This window comes from Lysinibacillus telephonicus (assembly GCF_039654155.1).
Classification (GTDB): Bacteria; Bacillota; Bacilli; order Bacillales_A; family Planococcaceae; genus Ureibacillus; species Ureibacillus telephonicus.
The window spans coordinates 248,998-274,094 of the sequence record NZ_CP155468.1 but is presented as its reverse complement, the minus strand read 5'-3'; the positions used below and the strand labels follow the sequence as shown (position 1 = coordinate 274,094).

The 25,097-nt window shown below is 35.3% G+C and carries 23 protein-coding genes; 13 read left to right on the top strand and 10 right to left on the bottom strand.

Features of this window, described 5'->3' with window-relative positions:
• Positions 1-13 precede the first annotated feature (13 nt).
• Both MKY04_RS01205 and menC read right to left on the bottom strand, forming a co-directional pair.
• Positions 14-1,054: a YkvI family membrane protein gene (locus MKY04_RS01205; protein WP_126292425.1), complete on the bottom strand. Its 1,041-nt coding sequence runs from the start codon at positions 1,052-1,054 to the stop codon at positions 14-16.
• A gap of 337 nt (positions 1,055-1,391) precedes the next feature.
• On the bottom strand, positions 1,392-2,498 hold the full coding sequence (gene menC, locus MKY04_RS01200) for an o-succinylbenzoate synthase (RefSeq protein WP_346235188.1): 1,107 nt from the start codon (positions 2,496-2,498) through the stop codon (positions 1,392-1,394).
• A 396-nt stretch (positions 2,499-2,894) separates the two neighbouring features.
• Here menC and MKY04_RS01195 point away from each other — a divergent pair, with 396 nt between their 5' ends.
• From MKY04_RS01195 to MKY04_RS01185, 3 genes are all read left to right on the top strand, one after another.
• Positions 2,895-4,067, top strand: coding sequence for a YbfB/YjiJ family MFS transporter (locus tag MKY04_RS01195; RefSeq protein ID WP_126292423.1), 1,173 nt, complete (start codon positions 2,895-2,897; stop codon positions 4,065-4,067).
• Between the two features lie 342 nt (positions 4,068-4,409).
• Positions 4,410-5,213 carry a hypothetical protein gene (locus tag MKY04_RS01190; RefSeq protein WP_126292422.1) on the top strand — a complete coding sequence of 268 codons (804 nt, stop codon included), beginning with the start codon at positions 4,410-4,412 and terminating at the stop codon, positions 5,211-5,213.
• Positions 5,214-5,410: 197 nt separating this feature from the next.
• Complete coding sequence (locus MKY04_RS01185; protein ID WP_126292421.1) at positions 5,411-6,583, top strand: MFS transporter; 1,173 nt, start codon at positions 5,411-5,413, stop codon at positions 6,581-6,583.
• Positions 6,584-6,672: 89 nt separating this feature from the next.
• Here MKY04_RS01185 and MKY04_RS01180 read toward each other — a convergent pair whose 3' ends face one another.
• From MKY04_RS01180 to MKY04_RS01165, 4 genes are all read right to left on the bottom strand, one after another.
• Positions 6,673-8,862: a YhgE/Pip domain-containing protein gene (locus MKY04_RS01180; RefSeq protein WP_346235187.1), complete on the bottom strand. Its 2,190-nt coding sequence runs from the start codon at positions 8,860-8,862 to the stop codon at positions 6,673-6,675.
• 130 nt (positions 8,863-8,992) lie between these two features.
• Positions 8,993-9,565: a TetR/AcrR family transcriptional regulator gene (locus MKY04_RS01175; RefSeq protein WP_126292419.1), complete on the bottom strand. Its 573-nt coding sequence runs from the start codon at positions 9,563-9,565 to the stop codon at positions 8,993-8,995.
• A gap of 277 nt (positions 9,566-9,842) precedes the next feature.
• Complete coding sequence (locus MKY04_RS01170) at positions 9,843-10,247, bottom strand: hypothetical protein (RefSeq protein ID WP_126292418.1); 405 nt, start codon at positions 10,245-10,247, stop codon at positions 9,843-9,845.
• A 52-nt stretch (positions 10,248-10,299) separates the two neighbouring features.
• Positions 10,300-11,484, bottom strand: a complete 1,185-nt coding sequence (locus MKY04_RS01165) for a C39 family peptidase (protein WP_346235186.1) — start codon at positions 11,482-11,484, stop codon at positions 10,300-10,302.
• 406 nt (positions 11,485-11,890) lie between these two features.
• On the opposite strand from MKY04_RS01165, the gene MKY04_RS01160 reads away from it, so the two are divergent.
• The 3 genes from MKY04_RS01160 to MKY04_RS01150 all read left to right on the top strand — a co-directional run bounded on the left by MKY04_RS01160 (position 11,891) and on the right by MKY04_RS01150 (position 14,150).
• Positions 11,891-13,078, top strand: a complete 1,188-nt coding sequence (locus tag MKY04_RS01160; protein WP_346235863.1) for an ornithine--oxo-acid transaminase — start codon at positions 11,891-11,893, stop codon at positions 13,076-13,078.
• A 96-nt stretch (positions 13,079-13,174) separates the two neighbouring features.
• The gene (locus MKY04_RS01155; RefSeq protein ID WP_410798159.1) at positions 13,175-13,726 is read left to right on the top strand and encodes a DUF1273 domain-containing protein; all 552 of its coding nucleotides are present in this window, start codon (positions 13,175-13,177) and stop codon (positions 13,724-13,726) included.
• Positions 13,727-13,838: 112 nt separating this feature from the next.
• Positions 13,839-14,150: a hypothetical protein gene (locus MKY04_RS01150; RefSeq protein WP_346235185.1), complete on the top strand. Its 312-nt coding sequence runs from the start codon at positions 13,839-13,841 to the stop codon at positions 14,148-14,150.
• A 96-nt stretch (positions 14,151-14,246) separates the two neighbouring features.
• On the opposite strand, the gene MKY04_RS01145 is transcribed toward MKY04_RS01150, so the two are convergent.
• Both MKY04_RS01145 and MKY04_RS01140 read right to left on the bottom strand, forming a co-directional pair.
• Positions 14,247-14,471, bottom strand: a complete 225-nt coding sequence (locus MKY04_RS01145) for a sulfurtransferase TusA family protein (RefSeq protein WP_126292415.1) — start codon at positions 14,469-14,471, stop codon at positions 14,247-14,249.
• A gap of 18 nt (positions 14,472-14,489) precedes the next feature.
• Positions 14,490-15,563 carry a YeeE/YedE family protein gene (locus MKY04_RS01140; RefSeq protein ID WP_126292414.1) on the bottom strand — a complete coding sequence of 358 codons (1,074 nt, stop codon included), beginning with the start codon at positions 15,561-15,563 and terminating at the stop codon, positions 14,490-14,492.
• Positions 15,564-15,924: 361 nt separating this feature from the next.
• Here MKY04_RS01140 and fumC point away from each other — a divergent pair, with 361 nt between their 5' ends.
• The 5 genes from fumC (at position 15,925) to MKY04_RS01115 (ending at position 21,120) form a co-directional block, all read left to right on the top strand.
• Positions 15,925-17,316, top strand: a complete 1,392-nt coding sequence (gene fumC, locus MKY04_RS01135) for a class II fumarate hydratase (RefSeq protein WP_126292413.1) — start codon at positions 15,925-15,927, stop codon at positions 17,314-17,316.
• 112 nt (positions 17,317-17,428) lie between these two features.
• On the top strand, positions 17,429-18,145 hold the full coding sequence (locus tag MKY04_RS01130; protein ID WP_126292412.1) for a FadR/GntR family transcriptional regulator: 717 nt from the start codon (positions 17,429-17,431) through the stop codon (positions 18,143-18,145).
• Between the two features lie 113 nt (positions 18,146-18,258).
• Complete coding sequence (locus tag MKY04_RS01125) at positions 18,259-18,975, top strand: (Fe-S)-binding protein (protein ID WP_126292411.1); 717 nt, start codon at positions 18,259-18,261, stop codon at positions 18,973-18,975.
• Between the two features lie 28 nt (positions 18,976-19,003).
• A complete protein-coding gene (locus tag MKY04_RS01120; protein ID WP_126292410.1) occupies positions 19,004-20,434 on the top strand; it encodes a LutB/LldF family L-lactate oxidation iron-sulfur protein in 1,431 nt (476 codons plus the stop codon).
• Complete coding sequence (locus MKY04_RS01115) at positions 20,431-21,120, top strand: LutC/YkgG family protein (protein WP_126292409.1); 690 nt, start codon at positions 20,431-20,433, stop codon at positions 21,118-21,120. The genes MKY04_RS01120 and MKY04_RS01115 overlap by 4 nt, the downstream gene beginning before the upstream one ends.
• A gap of 273 nt (positions 21,121-21,393) precedes the next feature.
• On the opposite strand, the gene MKY04_RS01110 is transcribed toward MKY04_RS01115, so the two are convergent.
• Entirely contained in the window at positions 21,394-22,302 is a 909-nt protein-coding gene (locus tag MKY04_RS01110) for a DMT family transporter (protein ID WP_346235184.1), read from the bottom strand.
• Positions 22,303-22,458: 156 nt separating this feature from the next.
• Between MKY04_RS01110 and MKY04_RS01105 the strand changes: the two genes are divergently transcribed.
• The gene (locus tag MKY04_RS01105; protein WP_126292407.1) at positions 22,459-23,835 is read left to right on the top strand and encodes a PLP-dependent aminotransferase family protein; all 1,377 of its coding nucleotides are present in this window, start codon (positions 22,459-22,461) and stop codon (positions 23,833-23,835) included.
• Between the two features lie 167 nt (positions 23,836-24,002).
• Here MKY04_RS01105 and MKY04_RS01100 read toward each other — a convergent pair whose 3' ends face one another.
• Entirely contained in the window at positions 24,003-24,470 is a 468-nt protein-coding gene (locus tag MKY04_RS01100) for a carboxymuconolactone decarboxylase family protein (RefSeq protein ID WP_126292406.1), read from the bottom strand.
• Positions 24,471-24,603: 133 nt separating this feature from the next.
• Between MKY04_RS01100 and MKY04_RS01095 the strand changes: the two genes are divergently transcribed.
• Positions 24,604-25,044, top strand: a complete 441-nt coding sequence (locus tag MKY04_RS01095) for an Lrp/AsnC family transcriptional regulator (RefSeq protein ID WP_126292405.1) — start codon at positions 24,604-24,606, stop codon at positions 25,042-25,044.
• Positions 25,045-25,097 lie beyond the last annotated feature (53 nt).

Here is a 25,097-nt window from a genome sequence, read left to right as displayed (position 1 = left end):
GAGATAATAAAATTTATCGATTATTAATTCTCGCAGTAATAATCGCAATTATAATTGCAAAACCTAAGTATCCCATTATGGAATACACTTTTCCAACTAATGTAGTAAAACCAATAAAACTTGCCATGAATCCAATTGCACCAATTAGAATTACTGCTGGCTTATATGATGGATCTTTTGGAGAAATAAAACGGACAATAAAAGAGTAAAAAAGGCCAACCGCTGTATTATATATCATTCCTAATAGTGCAATAGCCATTAGAATACCTACAATTGGGTGTATTGTTTTTGCAATCTCAAGAACTGGCATATCTGTTCCAGAAACAACATCTATTTTCACAAACATGGCAACATTGATAAGCAAAATAAGTACACCAAGCATTACGCCGCCTACAATGCCGCCCATGCCCGCTGACCTTCTGCTGGCAGCTGCACTCCCAATAACTGTAAGCATTGCGACACTAGATGCAATATTATACGAGACATAAAGGATAGCACCCATAACCCAATTAGGTGCAGCTGTTCGCTGATGTTGAGCTAAAATATTTTGTTCAACAAATGACAAGTCCATCGTCAAGATAGAATAAATTGCTATAACAAGCATTATAGCCAATAAATATGGTGTTGCTACAGCAATAACATTAATTATACTTTTCACGTTTAGCATAAGTGTAAAAACCGTTATTACTACCATAAACAAACTACCTAAATAAGGATCGATTCCTAACATTTGTTGAAATGTGGAGGCTGCTCCGGCAAACATGGCCACCAATATACCGAATAAAAAGAATGTTATCAAAATGTCCAAGATTGAACCAAAAAAGCGACCCGCAATATGATAGACAACTTCTTTATGTGAAGTGGTTTGTAATTCATACCCTAGTTGGGCAATATTCGCTCCTAAAAAAGCAAATCCAAATGCTGCAACGATAGCCCCTACAATACCATACAAACCAAAACCTGTAAAAAATTGCATAATTTCTTGTCCTGAAGCAAAGCCACCACCAACAACTAAGCCAACAAATGCACCGCCAATTTGGAAACTCTTTTTCACCAATTCCCTCATTTCTAAAATTGGAACGTCTTAACATATTCTTTGCACACGATCACAGTGGTCTTCGGAGAAAACTTTGAACCATCCGATTACAATTTCGGGCTAGAAGTATTTACACCTTCCGTTAAAGTTTTGGTTGCAACGATATGCATTTGATTTATGATTATTCTTGTCCAACACGAAGTTGGCCATCCAAAAGGAAGGTATGCTTTTTCGTGGTTCCTCTAATTCAATAGGCATACTCAAATTTACTGAATGAAGATAATACAAGCTCTTTTTATATAAATATGATTTCTTTTTGTATAAATACATTCTAATGTACTTCAAAATTCGACTCTTATTTATATGTTTTACTCTTAACTGTATATTTGTTAATCGCTTCCTTATTCGGCTTATAACCAATACCTACCTTTTGTGGAACAGTTATATAGCCATCTTCTACTACTACTTCAGGTTCAATTATATCTTGCTCCCAGTAGTGGCTTGAACCAGCAGTATCTCCCGGCAATATGAAGTTTGATAATGTTGTTAGTGCGATATTATGAGCACGGCCAATACCCGATTCAAGCATGCCTCCGCACCAAACAGGAATACCCTTTTCTTGGCAGTAGTCATGAATTTTTTTGGCCTCTGAAATTCCGCCTACTCTCCCGATTTTAATATTTATGATTCCACAGCTGCCAAGCTCAATTGCTTTACGAGCATCTTCAAGTGAATGGATACTCTCATCTAAGCAAATTGGGGTTTTAATTTGTTTTTGTAAAACTGCATGATCAATAATGTCATCTGAAGCTAATGGTTGTTCAATCATTGTTAGATTAAATTTATCTAATTGTTTTAGTAGATCTACATCACTTAAAGAGTAAGCAGAATTTGCATCGGCCATAATCGACACATCAGGAAAGTTTTCGCGAAGTATTCGTATTACTTCAACATCCCAACCAGGCTTAATTTTTACCTTAATACGTTTATAGCCATCTTTTACTGCATTTCCTACAACCTCAATTTGTTTTTCAATCGAACTTTGAATTCCAATACTAATGCCTACCTCAATTTTTTCCTTGTTGCCGCCAATTGCAGATGCCAACGATTGATTTGTCTCTTGAGCGTAAATATCCCAAATAGCACCTTCTACTGTTGACTTCGCCATATTATTTTTTCGTACCCCTTTAAATAGCTCACTTACCTCATCGGGATGTTTAATTTCTTTATTCAAAATTATTGGTATTAAAAAATCCTCAAGCATATGCCAATTGGTTTTCATCGTCTCTTCATTGTACCAAGGAGCATCAAAAGCTACGGATTCTCCCCAACCAATTGTTCCTTGTTCATCTTTTGCTTCTAATAATAAAAATTCTTTTTCGACAAACGTACCAAAGCTTGTAGAGAACGGGTTTTTTAATTTCATTTTTAAATGACGAACTGTAATTTCTTCTATTTTCATTTTAGAATCCTCTCTTCTTTTTTAATGATAACTATTTTTAACAAGATAACTTTCCTACTTTTCATATATGTTCTTGTGACAATAGCTAAATCAGCAATTTAAGCACCTTTCATAATACTACCATTTTTAATATCTGTTAAAGTTGATGTACTGGTAAAAGTACTCCCCCAAAAACTTTTTCGAAAATGATAGTCCTCATTACTTCAACCACCAACTTTACCTTTTGTTAATTAAGGAATAATAAATAAGTTATTCCCTCTTCTAAAGGTGGATAGGCTAAAACTTTTATTTTACTATAAAAAACTTGATTCCAAATTTTAGAATGTTACAATTTAGAAAAGTTTAATGAGTACAAACGTTGGAAATTTAACTAGTTGTAAATAAAGGGGTTATAGTATGACGCGACAACGTATTGGGGTGCTGCTTGGGGGAGTGTTGTTATTAGTTATTGCGATGGGTATTAGTCGTTTTGCATTTACACCTATTCTACCGTTCATGCGAATTGATGAAGGACTTTCATTTGAAGAAGGTGGTTATTTAGCATCTAGCAATTATATTGGTTATTTCGTTGGTGCTCTAGGTGCAGGTTTTATATATCGAAATAAAAAGAACTTTTTACTTCTTAATGTATTTATAAATGTTGCCTCTATCTTAATGATGGGTTTAACCCATTCGTTTTGGTTATGGTTATTATTACGTTTTATTGCCGGTGCAACTGGTGGATATATTTTTGTTTTAACTTCTAGCATTATTATGGATTATTTAGCTTCACATTTACTCTCACGTTGGTCTGGCTACTTGTTTACCGGCATTGGGTTAGGCATAGCTATCTCAGGATTAATTGTCCCTATTATTGAACAAGTATTTGCATGGGAAGGAACTTGGATTTGGCTTGGCATTATATCTACTCTATTTTTCACAATGACTCTTTTCTTATGGCGACACATTACCATTCACGATGGAGAAAAATTGCAAAAAACAAGTGATACTAAAATATTTAAAGGATTTATGCCCTGGCTGATTGTTGCCTATGGACTAGAAGGGCTAGGATATATTATAACTGGAACTTTTTTAGTAGATATTATATACAATATTGAGAGTTTAAGAGCGTTTGCTAGTTTTAGCTGGGTCATTGCTGGAATTGCTGCAGCTCCAGCAGCACCAATATGGATGGCGATGATTTCAAAATTTTCTACTGTTAAAGTATTATCAACAGCTTACATATTACAAGTTATCGGGATCTTACTCCCAGTAATTTCTCAAACAGCTTGGAGTGTTCTTTTGTCCGCCTTTTTATTTGGCTTTACGTTTGTTGGAATTGTGTCACTTTCAACTGCTTATGCACGCGAATTATTTCCGAAACAAAGTGGTGCTGTTGTTTCTGCACTTACAACGGCCTATGCTCTTGGTCAAATTGCCGGGCCAATATTAGCAAGTAGCGTTGAAGCCTATTTTAATAGTTTTAAAGCACCCCTTACATTTGCAGGATCAATCGTAACATTTGCACTTGTAATTTTAGTTTTTGGAAAATTCTTCAGCAACCGTAAACAACCACCTAACCTTACCTAATTATAAAGTTAAAATTAAATTAAACTGCACTTTCACTTATTAGTTTTAATTCTACTAGTGGAGGGGCAGTTTATTTTTTATTTATATATTTGATTAGTTCTTTAGCAATTCATGGCATGTACAGTGAATTATAGTTTCACGAAAAGTATCTTTGTCAGTTATACGAGAAATCACATAAACACCTATTTTCTTCTTTCGGGACTCCTACCTATAACTTTCTTCTGCAGTTAAAATAACCTCACAAATTCCTAGTAAACATTCATATATTTTTTGTTGTTATGGCTATCTGTCCATTCATTTACTCTATTATTCGAATACTATGTACTGAAAGGAGGTGAAGGAATGAAATGCAATTGCCGCCATAACAATCACTATCCTAATCATTCTCATAAAAAGCATGAGATAGAAGAAAGAGAGGATGATCAACTGTCAGAACTAGACCAACTTATGAAACAATTGCTGGATTCTGTAAGTGAAGAAAACAATGCAGAACTACAATATATTGAAGAAGTTAAATCTCACTTTGATTCATTTGAACATCATAGGCATTGTAAAAAATGTACGCATTCTTCTCCTGGAAGGAAATTAAATCCACATCATAAAATGTGTAAATGTATAATTCCATATATCCTAGAATCTATTATTGAAGAAGTTAATGAGAAACGTAAGAAATGTCATTGCTGCGATCCTTGCAAATGTAAAAAGCACATTAAAGTTGCTGAGAAACCAAATAAACAAAATGCTCGAAAATTGTCTGTGTGGGTAGACAATGATTCCTGCATTACTGAGCGTCCCAACTCTAAGCCGCGCAAAAGTAAGCATCAATGCAAATGTACATTCTCTACTGCCGAGGAGATGGAATCCGAATTCTATCTAAAGCCTCATAAAAAAAGGAGAGATATGCCAGAAAGCATTTGGCTATCAGATCTTTTATCACTTCTTAATAAAAAAGGAATGTTAAATTTAGATGTATTATTCGCTACAATAGCTGCTGAAGGGAATATGGATTTCTCTGAGGAATCTTTTGATGAAGAGTTTCTCTATCATTTTTTTGAAAATGATTTTGATTGGAATTGTTACGACAAAAAGGAATTCTACTATGGACAATTGCCGCTAAAGAAAGTACGCAAAAAACGCCTTTCTTAATTCATAGGATTTAAATTACATCCACAACCTATTCACCGATAAACTTTTATGCCTATTTCCTTCTACAATAGGCATTCTTTTTTAGTATTTTAATAGAGCGTATTCATTGACTCCATAATGTCGATACATATAATAAAGTTTAGTTTGATTCAAGTAGTAAATTTTTAACACTTTTGTTTTCGTGAGGAGATCCAACTATGAATCCCGAAACCTCAAAAATTACCCTAGTAATTTTATTAAGTAATTTATTTATCTCTTTTATTGGCATTGGACTTGTTATTCCAGTAATGCCAACGATTATGAATGAAATGTCGCTAAATGGTTCTATTATGGGCTATATGGTGTCTGCTTTTGCCATCGCTCAGTTAGTATTCTCCCCGTTTGCAGGTAAATGGGCAGATAAATTTGGCCGTAAAATTATGATACTAATTGGTTTAGTTATTTTTAGCCTTTCTGAGCTGTTATTTGGTTTAGGAAATACAGTGGAAATATTATTTATATCTCGAGTACTTGGTGGTATAAGCGGCGCTTTTATAATGCCGGCTGTAACAGCATTTATTGCAGATATTACGACGGAAAGCTACCGTCCAAAAGCACTTGGCTATATGTCCGCAGCAATTAATACAGGATTTATTATTGGACCTGGGATTGGTGGTTTATTAACAGAATTTGGTGTGCGCGCTCCATTTTTTGCTGCAGCCATATTAGCAATGCTTGCTTTTATTCTATCGTTTATATTTTTGAAAGAACCTGACAGAAGAGAAAAAGAAACTGTAAACAATGTAAAAGAGAAAAAAGGCTTCCGGCAATTTCTTGTTCCTATATACTTTTTTGCATTCATTTCACTTTTTGTTAGTTCCTTTAGTTTAGCCTCGTTTGAATCATTATTTAGTTTATTTGTAGACCATAAATTTAGTTTTACACCTACCGATATTGCTATTTTAGTAACAGGTGGAGGACTTGTCGGAGCTGTAGCACAAGTTTTATTATTTGACCCATTGATAAAAAAGGTTGGAGAAATCGGACTTGTACGCTATTGCTTAATAGTATCCGCACTTTTAGTATATGCAATGACCGTCGTTAATTCATATTGGTCCGTTATGATTACATCATGCATTGTATTTATTGGGTTTGATTTAATTCGTCCTGCAATTACTTCTTATTTATCAAATATTGCAGCCAATGAGCAAGGATTTATGGGCGGCATGAACTCTATGTTTACGAGCCTCGGTAATATTATTGGACCGATTATCGGCGGCGTTTTATTTGATATAAACTTTAACTTCCCATATTATTTTGCAACTCTAGTACTAATCATCGGAATCATAATTTCGATGTTTTGGAAAAAGCCTAAAACTCTCTATAATTAAAAAACGGCTCCTAAATCGGTAATATAATACCGATTAGGAGCCGTTTTCCCTATTTATCCTTTTTACGTACAGCTATTGTACTAATTTACTTAGTTTTCTTCTGCTATTTTTGAGTAACGCTTTGTATATAACAGTTTGAAATATCCAAATGTAATCACTAAGAAAGCAATCATGAATCCAATCAATACACCGTAGTTTTGCATTAAGAATGATGTATCGCCAGTAGAAATACTTGATTTAAACGCTTGAACAGTATATGTCATCGGCAATAGCTTATTAAATACTTGTAATGGTGACGGGATTAACTCTAACGGGAATGTACCAGCACTTGTTGTAAGTTGTAAAATTAATACAACAATTGCTATAAAGCGACCTGGATCGCCTAAAATCGATACAAGCATTTGAATTAAAGCAAGGAATACGTAGCTTGTAATTAATGCAGTTAGTACGAAATATCCAAAGTTTTGCACCTCAAGACCTAAGCCCCATTTTACAATTACTACAGTCAATAATGTTTGAATCAATCCAACAAATGCTAATACAGTCACTTTACTTGTAAACCAAGCAGCTCCACTTTTTGGTCGGATAGCCGGCTCTACAAGGGGGAACACAATTGAGATTAATAAAGCCCCTACGAATAACCCAAGGGAAATGAAATATGGTGCAAAACCTGTACCATAGTTAGGCACATGGTTGACTGATTCTTTGTCTACCTCAACTGGACTGCCTATCATATCATAAGTGTCTTCATTTGCATGAACTTCGTTTACCTTCTCACTTGCATCGTCTAACTTGCTGGATAAAGTTGCTGTACCATCTGCAACCTCGGTTGAACCATCGGCTAGTGTTGCAGAGCCTTGAGCCAACTCACCAGATTTTGAAGCAAGCGTTGTTGTACCTTCATTTAACGTTTTTGAGCCACTCGCCAATTCATTTAAGCCTGAAACTAATGATTTGGAACCTGCAACAGCAGTTTCTGCACCAGCATTTAATTCACCTAATTTTTCAGCTAGTGTTGCATTACCTTCCTGCAAACCGTGTACACCTTCTAGTAAGGCACTGCTTTTTGCTGTTAACTCATTTGCACCTGCCAACACTTCCGCTTGGCCTTCAGCAATTTGCGTTGCACCGGATTTCACTTGGTTTGCACCAGCCTGCAGCTTTTCTGTACCATCTGATAAAGATACTAAACCATTATGCACGCTTGAACTGCCTGCTTGCAGCTCTGCCAATGTTTGCTTTATGGCTGTTGATTGCTCTTCAGGAAGAGACGCCAACACTTCTTGTAATTGCTGTGATAAAGCAGAGATGCCTGTTTCTACCTTTGCAGAACCATCAGTTAACTCGCCAGCTGCTCCATTTAATGTACCTGCACTATCTGCAAGCGAAGCTGCACCAGTACTGATTTGTTGTTGTTTATCGTTCAGCGTAGCTAAGCCTGATTCAACCTTAGCAACCCCCTGTGTATATTGGGATAAGCCTTGCTCAAGGCTCTCAGCTCCATTTGCTGCCTGTTGTGCACCTTGCTGCAATTGTACAGTACCATCCTGCAGCTTCACTAAACCAGTTGATAAATTATTCGCACCCTTTGCAGCTTCACTGGCACCCTGTGTGATTTTATCTGTGCCATCTGACAATTCAATCGTACTTGATGCTAATTGTTCTAGATACCCTTTTAAATCTTTTGCCCCATTAGCTACTTTTTGAGCACCCTCATCCAGTTTCAAGGAGCCGTCAGCAGCCTCTGAAAAGCCATCGCCAAGCGTTGTAATGGAATCAAATAATTTTTCCGCAAACGTTGACGTAATTTGTGCATTCACTTCCGCCTGCACACGATTCATTGCTGTTTCACCAATTTGTGCACCGAGGAAGTTTAATCCTTCATTCGGAATATAATTCATGACTAATTTAGATGGTTTATCATCTAATATTGTTGTTGCATGCTCAGAGAAATTTGTTGGAATTTCTAAGATCATATAATAGTCTCGATTGTTTAAGCCCTTTTCAGCTTGTTCCTTTGAGACTTCAATAAAATTAAATTGCTCGCTATCGACAAGCTTATCAACCAAGGTGTTTCCTAAATCTAATTTTTCCCCGTCCATTTCAGCGCCTTTATCCTCATTGACAATAGCTACCGGTAAGTTAGGAAGGCCTGCATATGGATCCCAAAATGCCCATAAAAACATGCCAGCATACATGACTGGGATAAATAAGACAGCGATGATTGGGATAAGCATTTTCCTTGTTTTTAAAATTTTCAGCCATTCCGCTTTAATCATGTTTTTTCTCACTCCTATACACTATGACCAAAAACGTCATTCGGTCAATTATAGTTAAAAAAATATCACACGTTCCACAGACTACAATGAATCACGAATCGGCATCCTCTATAGTGTAGGTGATGCCTTTTCATGTTAAAACTAGTCCCCGGAAAATGGTTTCCTTGAAAAGATTTAAAATCTTTTCTTCTGGTATGCTGTCACCGTGCAAATCATGCCAATCAACAACAAATGCCAGATACGCCTTGAACAACAAGTAGCTTACTAACTGGGTATCACAATCTTTAATTTCCCCTTTATCGATGCGCCGCTGAATTAACTTTGCCACATACGATAAAATTTCACTTTCGATACGAATAAGCACTTGTTTAACCGCCGGCGTCCGTAATTCCTTTTCCTCCTCTATCAACTTCGCAAATAAAAGATGTTTTTCACGGAACTGCAGCATTTTCATTAAAGCATTGTGCGCATTGTCCATAAAGCTAGCTGATGCATCTAAAACAGCATCCGCTTCGGCTTGCATTTCCCGTATAAGAGACATGACTATTTCTTGAAATAGAATTTCTTTATTCGCAAAGAATGTATAAATGGTTCCTTTACCGACATTCGCAATTTTCGCTACTTGTTCCATTGTTGTCGCCTTATAGCCAAACAATGTAAAAGATTTTGTAGCTGCTTCAAGAATTTCCTGCCTACGATCCATTCCCAACATCCTTTCTAGTTAAGTTATGTACAGCATACCGCACAAAAAATGACCGCAAAACCATTTTGGTCATCCGGTCATTATAATATTCCTATCTCAGCAATAATGCAAGTATTTATTTTGGTTTTTTCAAATTAAATTTTATAGTAATCAGAATAAGCTTTGTGGTACATAGCAATCAAGGGCAATGTTCATTACCGTGAATACAGTACTGATTTGTAAAGGAAAATATGCTCCTTTTAGATAGCGGAAAGAAGATTCGATTTATTTTAATTATTTAAATTTTTTCCTTTGGCTTTCTTTCAAAAAATAAAACGAGTAAAGCAAAACTAAATCCTAGTAATAAAAATGGCAAGCCGATTACTAATGCACCATTTTTATCAAAAAGACTTCCACCTAAAACTAGTACTAAAAGATAGGCTTGTAAAAAGGCTACTAAAACACAGCTAGCTATAAATACTCCACCTCGAAGTGAATTAAAAATCCTCTCAATGACATATTTTATTCCGAAATAAAAAGGCAAAATAATAAATACATAAGGAGGTATAATGTAAAAAATAACAGCAAACAAAATATCATTCGGTATAGTTCTTTGATAAAGGAATATCCAAGATATAACCCCCAGTAACAAACTCACAATAAAAGGAATTGAGCTAACCAAAATTAGATAGAAAGGTTTCATTATACCACCTACTATATATTTTTTAATTAAAAATAAATTAATAACGAGACCATCAAGGGATAATCCAAATTAAATTCATATCTGACTGATAAGTAGTATAGTTGAAAGTTTTAGTTCCAGAACTTGAACCATCTGGATCTAACATTATCACATTTGAACCAGAATACCCAGTTCCTAAAACATAGTGCCAGGAATAAGCTGATGACCCAAAGATAGCCTCCCATATATTTGTAAATCTAATTGCCACTGGATGGCCTGAATTAATTAAATTTTTATACGTACTATATTTATTTGTAGCAGAGGTACGAGCCACATCAAATAAGTTTGAAGTTAAATTTAAGTTTAAATGTTTTCTAAGCCCATCTTCAAAATTAGCTAATGAAGTACCAACAGTACCTGTTTTCATGTAACCTGAACTCGCTAGGTGATTTATAAATTTAGCATCTCCACCATAATATCCGCTATTATTAATAGACTCATACCCTATTGAATAATAATAGTTTGACATCATTACCCCAACTGCTGGTCCACATGATTTCCCTGGTTGTAATACACCTGAAGATCTCTGGTATACTCTTCTAACTTGTAAAGGATTTGAGGCTAGTGGCGTTATAACTGAAGGATTACTATTTTGAATTGCTGATTCAGAGTCTGTAATATTATTTTCCAAATTTCTTTCACTAACTGTTTTTAACTCCAAGTTTTCAATTAATTCAATTTCCTCTCTAATCGAGTCGGTAGAGTCTTCGTCCGAAAGATTATTCAATGTCATTTCATCCTTCAACTTATCAATTAGTTCCGTTTTATTTTTTTCAAATGTTTCGTTTAATTCAATAGTATTCTTTGCTGTGACAATTGACACAGGGTTTATAAAATAAATCTTCTCTCCTGAATTTTGCTCAACATCTTCATTTATAAAAGAACCTGTTCCAAATGAAAATATAGTTTCTACATTTTCAGAAGCTGAGACTACAATATACCCTATATTTTGCCCTTTCTCATTGATTATAAAGTGATAACCTAATAGACTATCATCAACATCGTAAATTAAGTTTACAAAAACCAACTCTCCATATTTCCATGTTTCGGTGTATATACTATTTGCTTTAAATTTTTCAGCTATTATTTTTGCATTATCTAATTCAATGATATTTGCTTTAGCACTAATATTATTAAATGAGTTGATACTAAATAATATAATTACTAAGAAGCTAACAATAAATTTTTTTATTTCCATTTCCTCGACCCCTTTGATTTTACCATATTATTACATTGAGTAAACAAAATGTAAATAACTTGAAATTAAAAAGCTTCCTTTGACCTGTAAAAACGACAAATGACATTGAATCTAAGCTAAATTTTAGAACACATTTTTAATTTTTTTGTTAGATAAAAACGTTTTATGAAGTATTTTTCATACTATGAATAGCTACCGAATGTAACATCATTAGAAGGTTTTTACACTCTCTATATCGAATAAAAAGATTTGGATGAAATATGACAGCGATTACAAAAGAGATAATTTGATTGCAGTAAGAAAATATACTGTAATGATGATTACTAACAGTCTTTCATTGCGTGTAATTTCACCATGTATATGCTTCTTTTCGATCACCATCATAAAGGGGGAACTTCATTTGACTATGAAATCAACAAGTTTAATTAAACAAACTGAAAACTTTGGTGCAAACAATTATCATCCACTACCAATTGTAATTTCAGAAGCTGAAGGGATATGGGTAAAAGACCCTGAAGGCAATAAATATATGGATATGCTTTCCGCTTATTCTGCATTAAATCAAGGCCATCGCCACCCGAAAATTATTCAGGCATTAATCGACCAAGCGAATCGCGTAACACTTACTTCGCGTGCGTTTCACAATGACAAGCTCGGACCTTGGTATGAAAAAGTTTGTGGAATAACAGGGAAAAACATGGTATTACCAATGAATACAGGTGCAGAAGCTGTAGAATCTGCAATTAAAGTTGCTCGTCGCTGGGCATATGAAGTAAAAGGTGTGGAAGACAATAAAACAGAAATAATTGGCTGCAACGGGAACTTCCACGGCCGTACAATAGGTGCTGTTTCGCTATCTTCTGAACAAGAGTATAAACGTGGATTCGGACCGATGTTGCCTGGATTTAAAATAATTCCTTATGGTGATGCTGATGCCCTTAAAGAGGCAATCACACCAAACACTGCTGCATTTATTGTTGAGCCAATTCAAGGCGAAGCTGGTATCATCATACCTCCAAAAGGCTTCTTAAAAGCAGCTGAACAGATATGCAAAGAAAACAATGTATTATTTATTGCAGATGAAATCCAAACAGGATTAGCTCGTACAGGAAGAATGTTTGCTCACCAATGGGATGATGTAACCCCGGATGTAATTATCCTCGGAAAAGCACTTGGTGGCGGCGTAATGCCAATTTCTGCTGTTGTTGCAAATAGTGACATTCTTGGCGTATTAAATCCCGGTTCACATGGATCTACTTTCGGTGGAAACCCGCTTGCCTGCGCCGTTTCACTTGCATCTCTTGAAGTGATTGAAGAGGAAAAACTACTAGATCGCTCACTAGAACTTGGCAAATACTTCGTTGAACAACTACGAGCAATTAAACACCCGGCTATAAAAGAAGTTCGAGGAAAAGGCCTATTTATCGGAGTTGAACTAACAGAACCAGCTCGTCCTTACTGTGAAAAATTAATGGGATTAGGATTATTATGTAAAGAAACACATGATTACGTAATCCGTTTTGCCCCTCCATTAATTATTACGAAGGAAGAAATCGATTGGGCAATAGATCTTGTGCGCAAGCAATTCTCATAATAGTGTGCCATTTAAAGCGGTTATTCGAAATATTATCGAATAGCCTTTTTTTTCGTTAAAATAATGGTGAAGATATTAATTTTTAAGGAGTTAATTATGAAAACAATCTACGTTTCTGGCTATCGTCCACATGAACTTGGAATATTTAATGATAAGCACCCTGGTATCCCTATTATTAAAAAGGCAATAGAAAATGAATTAAGAGTATTATTGGACAATGGCTTAGAATGGGTTGTTATTAGCGGCCAACCTGGTGTAGAAACATGGACAGCAGAAGTCATAATAGAATTGAAAAATGAATATCCTAATCTAAAATATTCTGTTATTACCCCATTTTTAGAACAAGAAAAAAATTGGAATGAACAAAAACAACAGAAGTTTCATTTCATAATAGGTAAAGCAGATTTTGTTACAAGTGTAACAAAACGCCCCTATGAGGCACCCTGGCAATTTATCGAAAAAGATAAGTTTATTATTTCCAATACTGATGGCCTACTTCTTGTATACGATGAAGAAAACGAAGCATCACCGAAATACGTTAAGAGCCTAGCACAAAAGTATGCAGACCTTCATAACTATAAAATAATAGAGATTAATGCATACGGCCTTCAAGTCATCGCAGAGGAAATGCAGAGGGAGGAATGGTGAACCATAGTTTCATAAAACGTTCACCCTTTATTTATTAAATATTCTGACACCTCAAACCTTTTTTTTGTTATACTTATTAGAAATATTTTGTACAAGAAAAGGAGCTGAATCTATGGAAGATTTCAAAATGGTCATTGAACCTAAACCTATTAATATATCTCATGATACTTATAGAAGAGAATGCTGTTACACAAGAGGATTTCATATTCCACACGAAGACTTTGTTGAAATATTAGAGAGCATGTCCCATGACACAAGAATCTATTTTGATTTTCATAATCCTGGGAAAGCCATTGCACCTGGAACCTACTTAAATGGACATTCCGGCCTTGCAAGATCCATTGTAAACTACTATCAAAACAAGAAGGACATTGAAGTCAATGGAATTAATAACGGGAAAGATTTTTATGTTAAAATTATTTAATTTCGAGGTGATAATCAAAGTGAATACCAATTAAAAACACCGCCTGTTCGTAAAGCTAAGTAAGCTTTTCAAACAAGCGGTGTTTAAATTTATAAATTATTTCTTTTGAATTGTAATTGTCCATGCAGCTTCATCAGTCTGCTCAAAATTCGTTACTGTGTGCCCTGCTTCTGCTGCCCAGCGAGGAATAGATTCAGTACCTTGAGTACAATCAAAATCCACAACTAATTCATCACCTGAATTAAGTTCTTCAATAGCTTGTTGCGCCTCAATTAACGGAAATGGACAAACCATTCCTAATACTTCTAATCTTTTTTGCATAAGAATCTCCTCCTAAAATTAAACTGCAGCTACTTGCTCTTTTAATTTTGCAGCTTTGGCTTTTTGACGTGGACGAACATAAACAAAATAAGATGCTGTCCAAGTGCCTAAAATCATAAAGATTAGACCAATCCAACCTTGCCAAGTCATTGCGGCTGTCATAACCAAACCATTCCCTATTGAACAACCACCAGCAAGACTAGCGCCAATTCCCATTAAATTACCGCCAACAAAACTGTTTATTCCTGTTTTAACATCAGGCATTCTAAAACGAAATTCTTTGCTTCCTTTTGCTGCAATAAATGAGCCCGCGAAAATACCTAATACTAAAAATACACCCCAGTTAATAAACGTGCTATCGCCAGTTGTTAAATATTGAAGAATATTTGCTGATGGTGTAGTAATTCCAAGACCAAATACACGGCCTGTTGCCGCACTTAATGGCCATGCAATTAATGCAATAACCCCAATTAAAGCCGCCGTAACAAACGGATTCCAACGTTTTTCAAATAAAATATGAGCTAAACCTGTACGTTTTGCTTTCAACGCTGGAATTGCAACTTTAGGCTTTGTTAATTGTTTAAATAAGATAAACGCAACAATTGCTACAAATGGAATGATAATAAACCAATGATTTATTCCAAAAGTATCTGCAATTGAGTTTGTTGGTAAGACTGAACTTCCTTGAATTTGCTGATTAATTGGTGCTAGTACGCCTGATTTCATAATAGTACTCATCAACATATAACCTGCTAATGCAATCCAGCTGCCGATAAGCCCTTCACCTGCACGATACCAAGTACCAGTTGCACAGCCCCCAGCTAAAATAATTCCGATACCAAAAATAAACGACCCGACAATTACAGCAACAATTGGCAATGTTCCTGCAGAGTATTCAAATACTCCCATATCTATTAGTAAAAAGACTCCAACACTTTGTACAGCAATAGCTACTAACAATGCATAAAACATGCGATTGTTTTTAGCTAAATACATATCGCGGAATCCACCTGTTAAACAAAAACGGCCTCTTTGCATTACGAAGCCAAGCAATGCGCCGCAAATTAATCCTGTTATTATCATATAAGCCATAAAATCAGCTCCTTTAATTCTTAGTAAAACAATATGAATATAATACATTGTATGCGACTCAAATTTCAATAGTACATAATTCCTATTAATTTTCTAGAAATTATTATAATTACTAGTTTCATTCTGATATATTTCCTTCTATTCCCTTTTTATAATTTTTTGGAAAATATTAATTGACAACCCTAGTGATAATGATTATCATTATCGTATATTGTTGCTTCTTATTTTCGAGATACCCCCCTCAGAATTCTCGAATAATTTTTATGAAAAATGGCAAATCTATCTTGGGTTTGCCTTTTTCTATTATTACTTCTATTACTGGGTATAACTTACATATAACTATACAAAGGGAGTTGGTAGAATGGATTATCGTATTGAAAAAGACACAATTGGTGAGATTCAAGTGCCTGCTGATAAAATTTGGGGAGCTCAAACACAAAGAAGTAAAGAAAATTTCCAAATCGGTGAAGAAAAAATGCCGATTGAAATTATTCGCGCATTTGCAACATTAAAAAAAGCAGCTGCTATTGCAAATAAAAAACTAGGCAAATTATCGCCAGCTAAAGCAGATGCAATTGTAACGACTGCCGATGAAATTTTAGCAGGCAAATGGGATGACCATTTCCCTCTTGTTGTATGGCAAACAGGTAGTGGGACACAGTCTAATATGAATGTGAATGAGGTTATTGCCTACCGTGCTAATCAATTGTTAGAAGAGCAAGGCATTACTGAACATGTACATCCAAATGATGACGTTAATAAATCACAAAGTTCAAATGATACTTTCCCTACTGCATTGCATATCGCAGCTGTACAAATTGTTGAAAACTACTTAATGCCGCGGCTTCAACTGTTAAAGGAAACGTTAAAAGAAAAGTCAGAAGCATTTAATGATATTATTAAAATCGGCCGAACACATTTACAAGATGCAACTCCTTTAACTTTAGGCCAAGAAATTAGCGGCTGGCACCACATGCTCGTAAAATCAGAAAAGATGATTAAAGTAAACACTGAATTTCTAAAGGATCTTGCTATTGGTGGTACTGCTGTTGGTACAGGCATTAATGCACACCCACGCTTCGGTGACATGGTAGCAGAAGAAATTAGTACATTAACAGGAAAGTCTTTCGCCTCTTCCGAAAATAAATTCCATGCTTTAACAAGTCATGATGAAATCGTCTCTGCTCACGGTGCACTAAAAGCACTTGCTGTTGATTTAATGAAGATAGCAAATGATGTTCGATGGTTAGCAAGTGGTCCTCGTAGTGGAATTGGTGAAATTACAATTCCGGAAAATGAACCAGGAAGCTCCATCATGCCAGGTAAAGTAAACCCTACACAAAGTGAAGCAATGACAATGGTTGTTACACAAGTAGTTGGAAATGACGCAACAATTGCATTCGCGGCTTCACAAGGTAATTTCGAATTAAATGTATTCAAGCCTGTTATTATCTACAACTTCCTGCAATCTGCACGCCTTCTTGCAGATGCAATGAAATCTTTCAATGATAACTGTGCAGTTGGTATCGAGCCGAATATGGAAGTGCTTGAGAAAAACCTTGAAAATTCTTTAATGCTAGTAACTGCATTAAACCCATATATCGGGTATGAAAATGCTGCAAAAATCGCGAAAAAAGCTCATAAAGAAGGATCAACATTAAAAGAGGCTGCTATTTCATTAGGTCTTCTAACGGAAGAACAATTTGATGAATACATTGATCCAAAGAAAATGATTTATCCAAACGCAGAATAATCTCTTTACCCTAAACCGTCCGTATTACGGGCGGTTTTTTATTCTATAGAAACAGGCCATTGAATAAAATATAATCAATAATAAGAAAGAAACATGGGAAGGTATTAATCAAATGCAATATAAAAAAATAAAACCTAAAAAATTATATGAGCAAGTTGCAGACATCATTGAACAACAAATTTTAAACAAGGAAATACTCCCTGGGGAAAAGCTTGACTCAGTGGAGCAACTGGCAAAACATTTCGAGGTTGGCCGCTCTGCTATTAGAGAAGCGCTCACATCATTGCAAGCGAAAGGGATTGTTGAGATTCGACATGGAGAAGGTACATTTGTACGTAAATTGGGGGCTGAAGATATTCAACTACTTATACCTAGTTCACTTATTTTTGATAAGGAACAAATTAAAAACATTTTTGAAATTCGAAAAATACTTGAGCTTGGTTTAATTGAAAATGCCGCAAAGTTCCGGACTGAAGAACACCTTGAAGTATTACGCAACACTTTACAAATTATGGAGAAATCAGTCTTTGATGCAAACACCAGTGGAGAAGCTGATATTTTATTTCACCATACAATATCAGAAGCGGCAAATAATCCTTTGCTAGTTACGATGCTGCAAAATGTTTCAAGTACGATAGCACAACAAATTATTCAAACTCGAGAACTACTATCCTATTCGGAACGAGGAGCATTGCTGCAGCTTCATCAAGAACATGTTGATATATTTAAAGCGCTTCAAGAACAAGATTCACAGCAAGCTAGCAATGTAATGAAAAAACATTTACTGCATGTGGAAAGTCTTTTGTTTAATCACTTAGAAAACAAATAATCCCTTAAAATAGATAAATTTATTCTATTTTAAACTTTTATTCTATAGTCATCATATGAGCTGTTGACTATAAATAACATAAATTGTAAAGTGTTCTTAATAGGGGGGATTTTATGAAAGTTTCATTATTTGCAACCTGCTTAGTCGATATGTTTCAAAGCAACATTGGCAAAAGCACCGTTGAACTTTTAGAGAGATTAAATTGCGAAGTAGAATTTCCAAAGGAACAAACTTGCTGTGGGCAGCCTGCCTATAATAGCGGGTATGTAAAAGTATCAAAAGAAGCAATGAAAAATACGATTCGAGCATTTGAAAAGTCTGAATACATTGTCTGCCCTTCCGGCTCGTGTGCCAATATGATTAAGGATTATGAGCACATCTTTCAAGGAGACTCTGAATGGCAGGGTCGTGCAAAAGAGATTGCTAGTAAAACTTTTGAGTTAACTCAATTTATTGTGGACGTTCTTAAAGTAGAAGATGTAGGAGCAAAGCTTAATGGAAGAGCAACATATCATCCATCTTGTCATATGACAAGGTTGTTGCAAGTAAAAAATGCTCCATTAACACTCCTTAAGCATGTTAAAGGACTAGAATTAATTGAATTGCCTCTAAAAGAAAATTGCTGTGGATTTGGTGGGACTTTTTCCGTCAAAATGGGGAAAATCTCCGAAAAGATGGTAGATGAAAAAGTATCGTCGGTGCAAGAAACAGATGTACATTATTTAATCGGTTCTGATGCTGGGTGTTTAATGAATATCGGTGGTCGAATTGACCGGAAAGATTTAAATATACAAACCTTGCATATTGCAGAAGTTTTAAATTGTCATTAGTTCATTAATCTTTTAGGGGGCCTTTTCTATGGCAATGAAAATATCGAATGATAAATTTACTGATAGATTAGAAACAAATTTAAAAAATGACTTTATGAGAAATGCTGTTGCTTCTGCTCAAGAGAGGTTGCAATCCAGACGAAGCCTGGCAGCGGAAAGTTTAGGAAATTGGGAAGAATGGCGAAATCATGGTGAAGAAATTCGTCAACATGTTTTACAAAATCTTGACTACTACTTGTATGAGTTAAGCGAAAATGTGTCAAAACGTGGTGGGCACGTATTTTTTGCTCAAACTGCTGAAGAAGCTTCAAATTATATCGTTTCCATCGCAAAACAAAAAGAAGCAAAGAAAATCGTAAAATCAAAATCGATGGTCACGGAAGAAATAAATTTAAATCAACATTTAGATGAAATCGGCTGTTCCGTTGTTGAAACAGATTTAGGCGAATACATTTTGCAGCTTGACGACCACGATCCACCGTCACATATTGTAGCACCTGCTCTTCACAAAAATAAGGATCAAATTCGAGAAGTTTTTGCCGACAAAATCGAATACACAAATACTTCGAAACCTGAAGAGCTAGCATTGCATGCTCGTAAAGTATTAAGGGAAGAATTTTTATCTGCAGATATCGGCATTACTGGCTGTAATTTTGCTGTTGCAGAGACAGGTTCCATCTGTTTAGTAACAAATGAAGGCAACGCTGATCTAGTATCCGCATTGCCAAAAACACAAATTACGGTAATGGGAATGGAACGTTTAGTGCCAACGTTTGAAGAAATGGAAGTACTTGTCAGCATGTTAACTAGAAGTGCTGTCGGTCAAAAGCTAACTAGCTATATTACAGTTTTAACAGGAGCAAAACAACCTTTTGAAGTAGATGGACCGGAAGAATTTCATCTCGTCATAGTCGATAACGGACGTTCTTCTATTTTAGGCGGAGAATTCCAATCAATTTTACAATGCATCCGTTGTGCAGCATGTGTTAATGCTTGTCCAGTTTATCGTCATATTGGAGGCCACGCATACGGCTCCATTTATTCTGGCCCGATTGGAGCAGTTCTCTCCCCTCTTCTTGGCGGCTATGATGATTATAAAGAATTGCCTTATGCATCTACTTTATGTGGTGCATGCACAGAGGTGTGCCCGGTGAAAATTCCGCTTCATCAATTGCTTCATAAACATAGGGAAGTTATCGTTGAAAAAGAGGGGCGCGCACCACTAAGTGAAACTGCCTTAATGCAGGCATTTGGTTTTGGAACTGGCTCAAGCACTGTCTATAAATTAGGATCGAAAGTGGCCTCTACTGTTATGAAGCCTTTTGTTAATGAAGAGAAAATAAAAAAAGGACCTGGACCGTTAAAAAACTGGACCGAAATACGCGACTTCCCTTCTCCTGAAAAGGAACGGTTCCGTGATTGGTTCGAAAAACGGAACAAAGGAGGTAATCCATCATGACGATTCAAAACCGAGATTCTTTTTTACAAACGATATCCGAAAAATTAGGACGTACTGCACCTCTTACCAAAAAACCTGAAATCCGTTGGAATCATCTGCCTCAGCATGAAGTGTTAAAAAACACATCAAAGGATGAATTGGTTCAAATATTAATAGAGCAATGTCAAAACATCCATACTTCCGTTCACCTTTGTGATAGTGCATCTTTAGCTGAAACCTTAAAAATAATTTTTGATCAATATGGCAACGGCTCGATTATATACACTGACGACAATCGTTTTAGTGAGCTGCGAATTGATTCTTTCTTGCAATCCCAGCCCGAAAGCTTCAAGTGGCAACCAGAATTATTGGAGCAAAACATAACAATTGCAGATCAAGCGAATATTGGTATAGTCATTAGCGATGTTACACTTGCTGAGTCAGGTACGATTATGTTGCAAACAAACGAAAAGAAAGGTCGTGTAATTTCTTTCTTACCAACAAACTCGATTGCCATCGTGCCAAAAAGTTCAATTGTTCCACGCTTTACTCAGGCTGCTCAGTTTTTAAGAAGCATTGACGGACCAGTATCTTCATGCATTAACTTCATTACAGGTCCGAGCAACTCGGCAGATATTGAAATGAACCTAGTTGTTGGTGTTCATGGCCCTGTTCAAATGACATATGTGATTGTTGAAGATTACTAGATCAAAGCCTATTAAGTAGAAATAGAACAGGGCAATGTTAAAAAACGTCATTTTTCTTGATAAAAAATGACGTTTTTTACATGAAGAAAATTAATCCATTCCGTTACGCTTCCACCCTTCACTCCAATCAATTTTCATAAGTTATCCGATTCTAATGAATTCTTTCAAATAATCTACTTATTGTTCTTCACCAACATCATCCAATAAACCATGAATCTAAATTCCCCGTTAGAAAGTGAAAAGATAGTTATGTTTTTCCTAGTAGTTTAACCCTTACGCTCTTTTAACAAGGTTTTCCTCTAATGCATCACCTTTTTTTGATACAGGAGCATTTTTGCCTAAAATAACTGAAATAACAACAATCAATGCTATAACAATAGTGAAAAATGTGATAGATTCACCTAGAAATACTGTCGCAAATAAAATCATTAAAAATGGCTGTAAGTACTGAATTTGACTTACTCTTGCTATTCCACCCATAGCCATTCCGCTATACCAAGCAACATATGCTAAAAATTGACTAACTACTGCAAGATAAATAAAGCTAATCCAAGCTTGAAAAGGTGCGTTGATCATTTCTGTTGTCAGATTAAGCCCAACCGGAATAATGAAAAATGGAGCACCGATCATAATGGCCCAAGCAATCACCTGCCAGCTTCCCAGCTCTTTTGCTAATCTTCCACCTTCCGCGTAACTAAGTCCTAGTATAATAACTGCTGCAAGTAAAGCTAAATCCGCAAATTGCAATTGTCCAAATCCAAGATGAAGTGCATACATAATAACAGCTAGGGAACCGATGACACTTGAAATCCAGAATTTAATAGACGGCACTTCACCTGCTCTAAACATAGCAAATCCAGCTGTTGCTAATGGCAACAAGGCTAATTCAACCGCTCCATGGGAAACAGGCAAAGATTCCATTGCCCAAGAAGTGAGGAGAGGAAATCCTAAAACTGCTCCTAAAGCAACAATCGCTAGGCTTTTGAATTGGCGAAGAGAAGGAAGTTTTTCTTTTCGAACAATCAATACCAAAGCTACTAAAATGGCGGCTACGACTGTTCTACCTAAACCAACGACAGTGGTCCCAAAATACTCTACTGCAATACTCGTAGAAGGGAGCGTTAAGCTAAAGCAAATAACACCTAGCAATCCCAAGAGTAATCCAAATTTTTCTCTCTGCATCCTTACCCTACCCCCATATTAATCTTTATCATATCTGTACCATTTCCTTCCTTTACGAAAAACAGTTTTGATATAATTAACATAATAACGGGGTACAAACAATAAAAACATTCTATTTTCACACATCTGTACTGGTACACATAGGAGGGGCGATAAATGAGCTCAAAATATTTGAAAATAATGGGGGAAATTAAGCTTAGGCTTGCAAATGGATCACTTATTGCAGGGAGTAAACTCCCTTCTGTTCGTCAGCTATCTGAGCATTTTTCATGCAGCAAAAATACAGTTATAAAAGCATATACCGAACTAGAAAAAGAGCATTTAATTTATTCTATTTCTAAAAGCGGCTACTACGTTGTGAATGAATATCAAAATGCATCGAATGAAAATGAGGTCATTGATTTCTTATCTGCCGGTCCGGATAAAAATGTTATGCCTTATCTTGAATTTCAACATTGTATAAATCAAGCAATTGAACAATATAAAGAAGAGCTTTTTACATACTCTGATCAACAAGGTTCTTATTCATTACGTGTACAGTTAGTGAAATATTTGCAGGATTTACAGGTGTTCACTAACCCTGAAAGATTAATCGTTGTATCCGGCTCGCAGCAAGCTCTTAATTTATTAGTTTCCATGCCATTTCCAAACGGAAAAAGAAATATTTTGATAGAACAGCCTACTTATTTTGGATTTATTGAATCCATCTCCCTTCACCAAGCCAATACCTTTGGAATTGAGTTATCGATGAATGGAATCGATCTTGATCGTCTGGAATACATTTTTCGAAATAATGATATAAAGTTTTTCTATATTATCCCGAGATTTCACAATCCACTTGGACATTGTTACACGAATAGTGAAAAGAAAAAAATCGTGGAACTAGCAGAAAAATACGATGTTTATATTGTGGAAGATGATTTTTTAGGTGACCTTGATCCAGATACAAAATCGGACCCCTTTTTTGCTTTTAACCCTTCTGGGAGAGTGATTTACATTAAAAGCTTTTCGAAAATTTTCCTCCCGGGATTAAGGATTGCTACTGTCGTTCTCCCGCCATTAATGATTAACAATTTTTTACGATATAAATTCAGTTCTGATTTTAATAGCTCAGCTCTTTCGCAAGGTGCTCTGGAAATTTATTTAAAAAGCGGGATGTTTAATAGTCATCTTAAAAAAATAAAAGAGGTATACCGTACTAAAATGCAAATCCTTCTAGATGCTTGTGAATTATTGCTGCCAGATAATGCTTATTATTCTAAACCAACTTCAGGATTTTATCTTTCCATTAGTTTGCCAGGGAATGTGACAGCAAAACAGATAGTTCATATGCTTAACGAGCAGCATATTTATGTTGATGATGCATCTAGATTTTTTTTACCAGAATTCAAAAAGGAAAACCAACTTCGACTTAGCATTTCACAAGTGGAAGAGAGTAAAATTAAACTTGGCGTGGAACGACTTGCTCACTGTATTAATTTAGTTGCAAACAGGAAAAATAATATTACTGCAAACAAATTTTTAACCTTGTAGATTGGATGTTAAGAATTAATAAAGAACTTTTAAATAATGAGAGCTATCCAAAAGTTCGAAATAATAACTTTTAGGACAGCTCTCTTTAATAAGGAACTTTATTTCGATTTCTTAGGCACTCCATCATTCTATTAAACGTAGTTCCATTTACATGATAATAGACTTGTTTATTTCATTTGCCTTCCATCCAAAATTTGAAAAAGCAACTTATTGAAAGTAATTTTTTCAATAGTTTCTAATTTCATTATTGCACCAAAATATTGCTGAGCCGTAGTAAAAGTAATAAATGCACATAGTTCACTTATTTCTTCTTCAGTAAAATATTCCTTTAAAATATTAAAATGTGAATCGGATATATCACTTCTATGTTTTAAAAAAGCTTCTGCAAATGTTACTGCAATCAATGTTTTTTCATCAAACATAGAAGGATCTGGTTTTCCTTTTGCTGTGAAATATTCACAGCCATTACTTTGGGCTAATGTCCTTCTAACTTGTTCTTTTAATTCAGCAGAGAGCAGTCCATCCTTTTCTAGAACATCTCCTAACTGCGACCACCTTGCCATCACTTCTTTGTTATATCCTAAAAGCCTTTGAAAAGGAGTTTCTCTAAATTTAGATTCAATAATCCTTGTCATATAAGGTACCTCCCTGTTATATTTAATATGATTTAATTATAATAAAGCAAAATATATAATCACATTTAATTCAAAACAAATATTAAATTAGTTCTTTATGAAATTAACGAATACAGGAGGATTTACATTAAAAATGAAAATAGATGATATTGATAAGAGAATACTGGATGAATTACTAAATAATAGTCGTTTATCCATGAGTGAACTAGGAAGAAGGGTAAATTTATCTTCTCCATCCGTAACAGAAAGAGTAAGACAAATGGAGTCATTTGGATTAATAAAAAAATATACCTTAGATGTTGATTACGAAAAATTAGGTTTGCCGATACAATGCATAATAGAGGCAACGATTAAAAACGGAGAATATAATTCTTTTAGAAATTATATAGAGAAACTTCCGAATGTAGAGTTTTGTTATAGAATCGCAGGAAATGCCTGTTATATGCTGAAAATGCAATTTGAAACTCTTGCTAAAGCAGAAGAGTTTATTGATAAAGTCAGTCCCTTTGCACAGACTGTAACACATTTTGTTTTTTCACGTGTTCAAACTAATATAAAATTTGATTCTAATTAAAGTTATAGTAAATATAATCATAGGTTCCTAACCTAGATTAATAAAGGCAACCA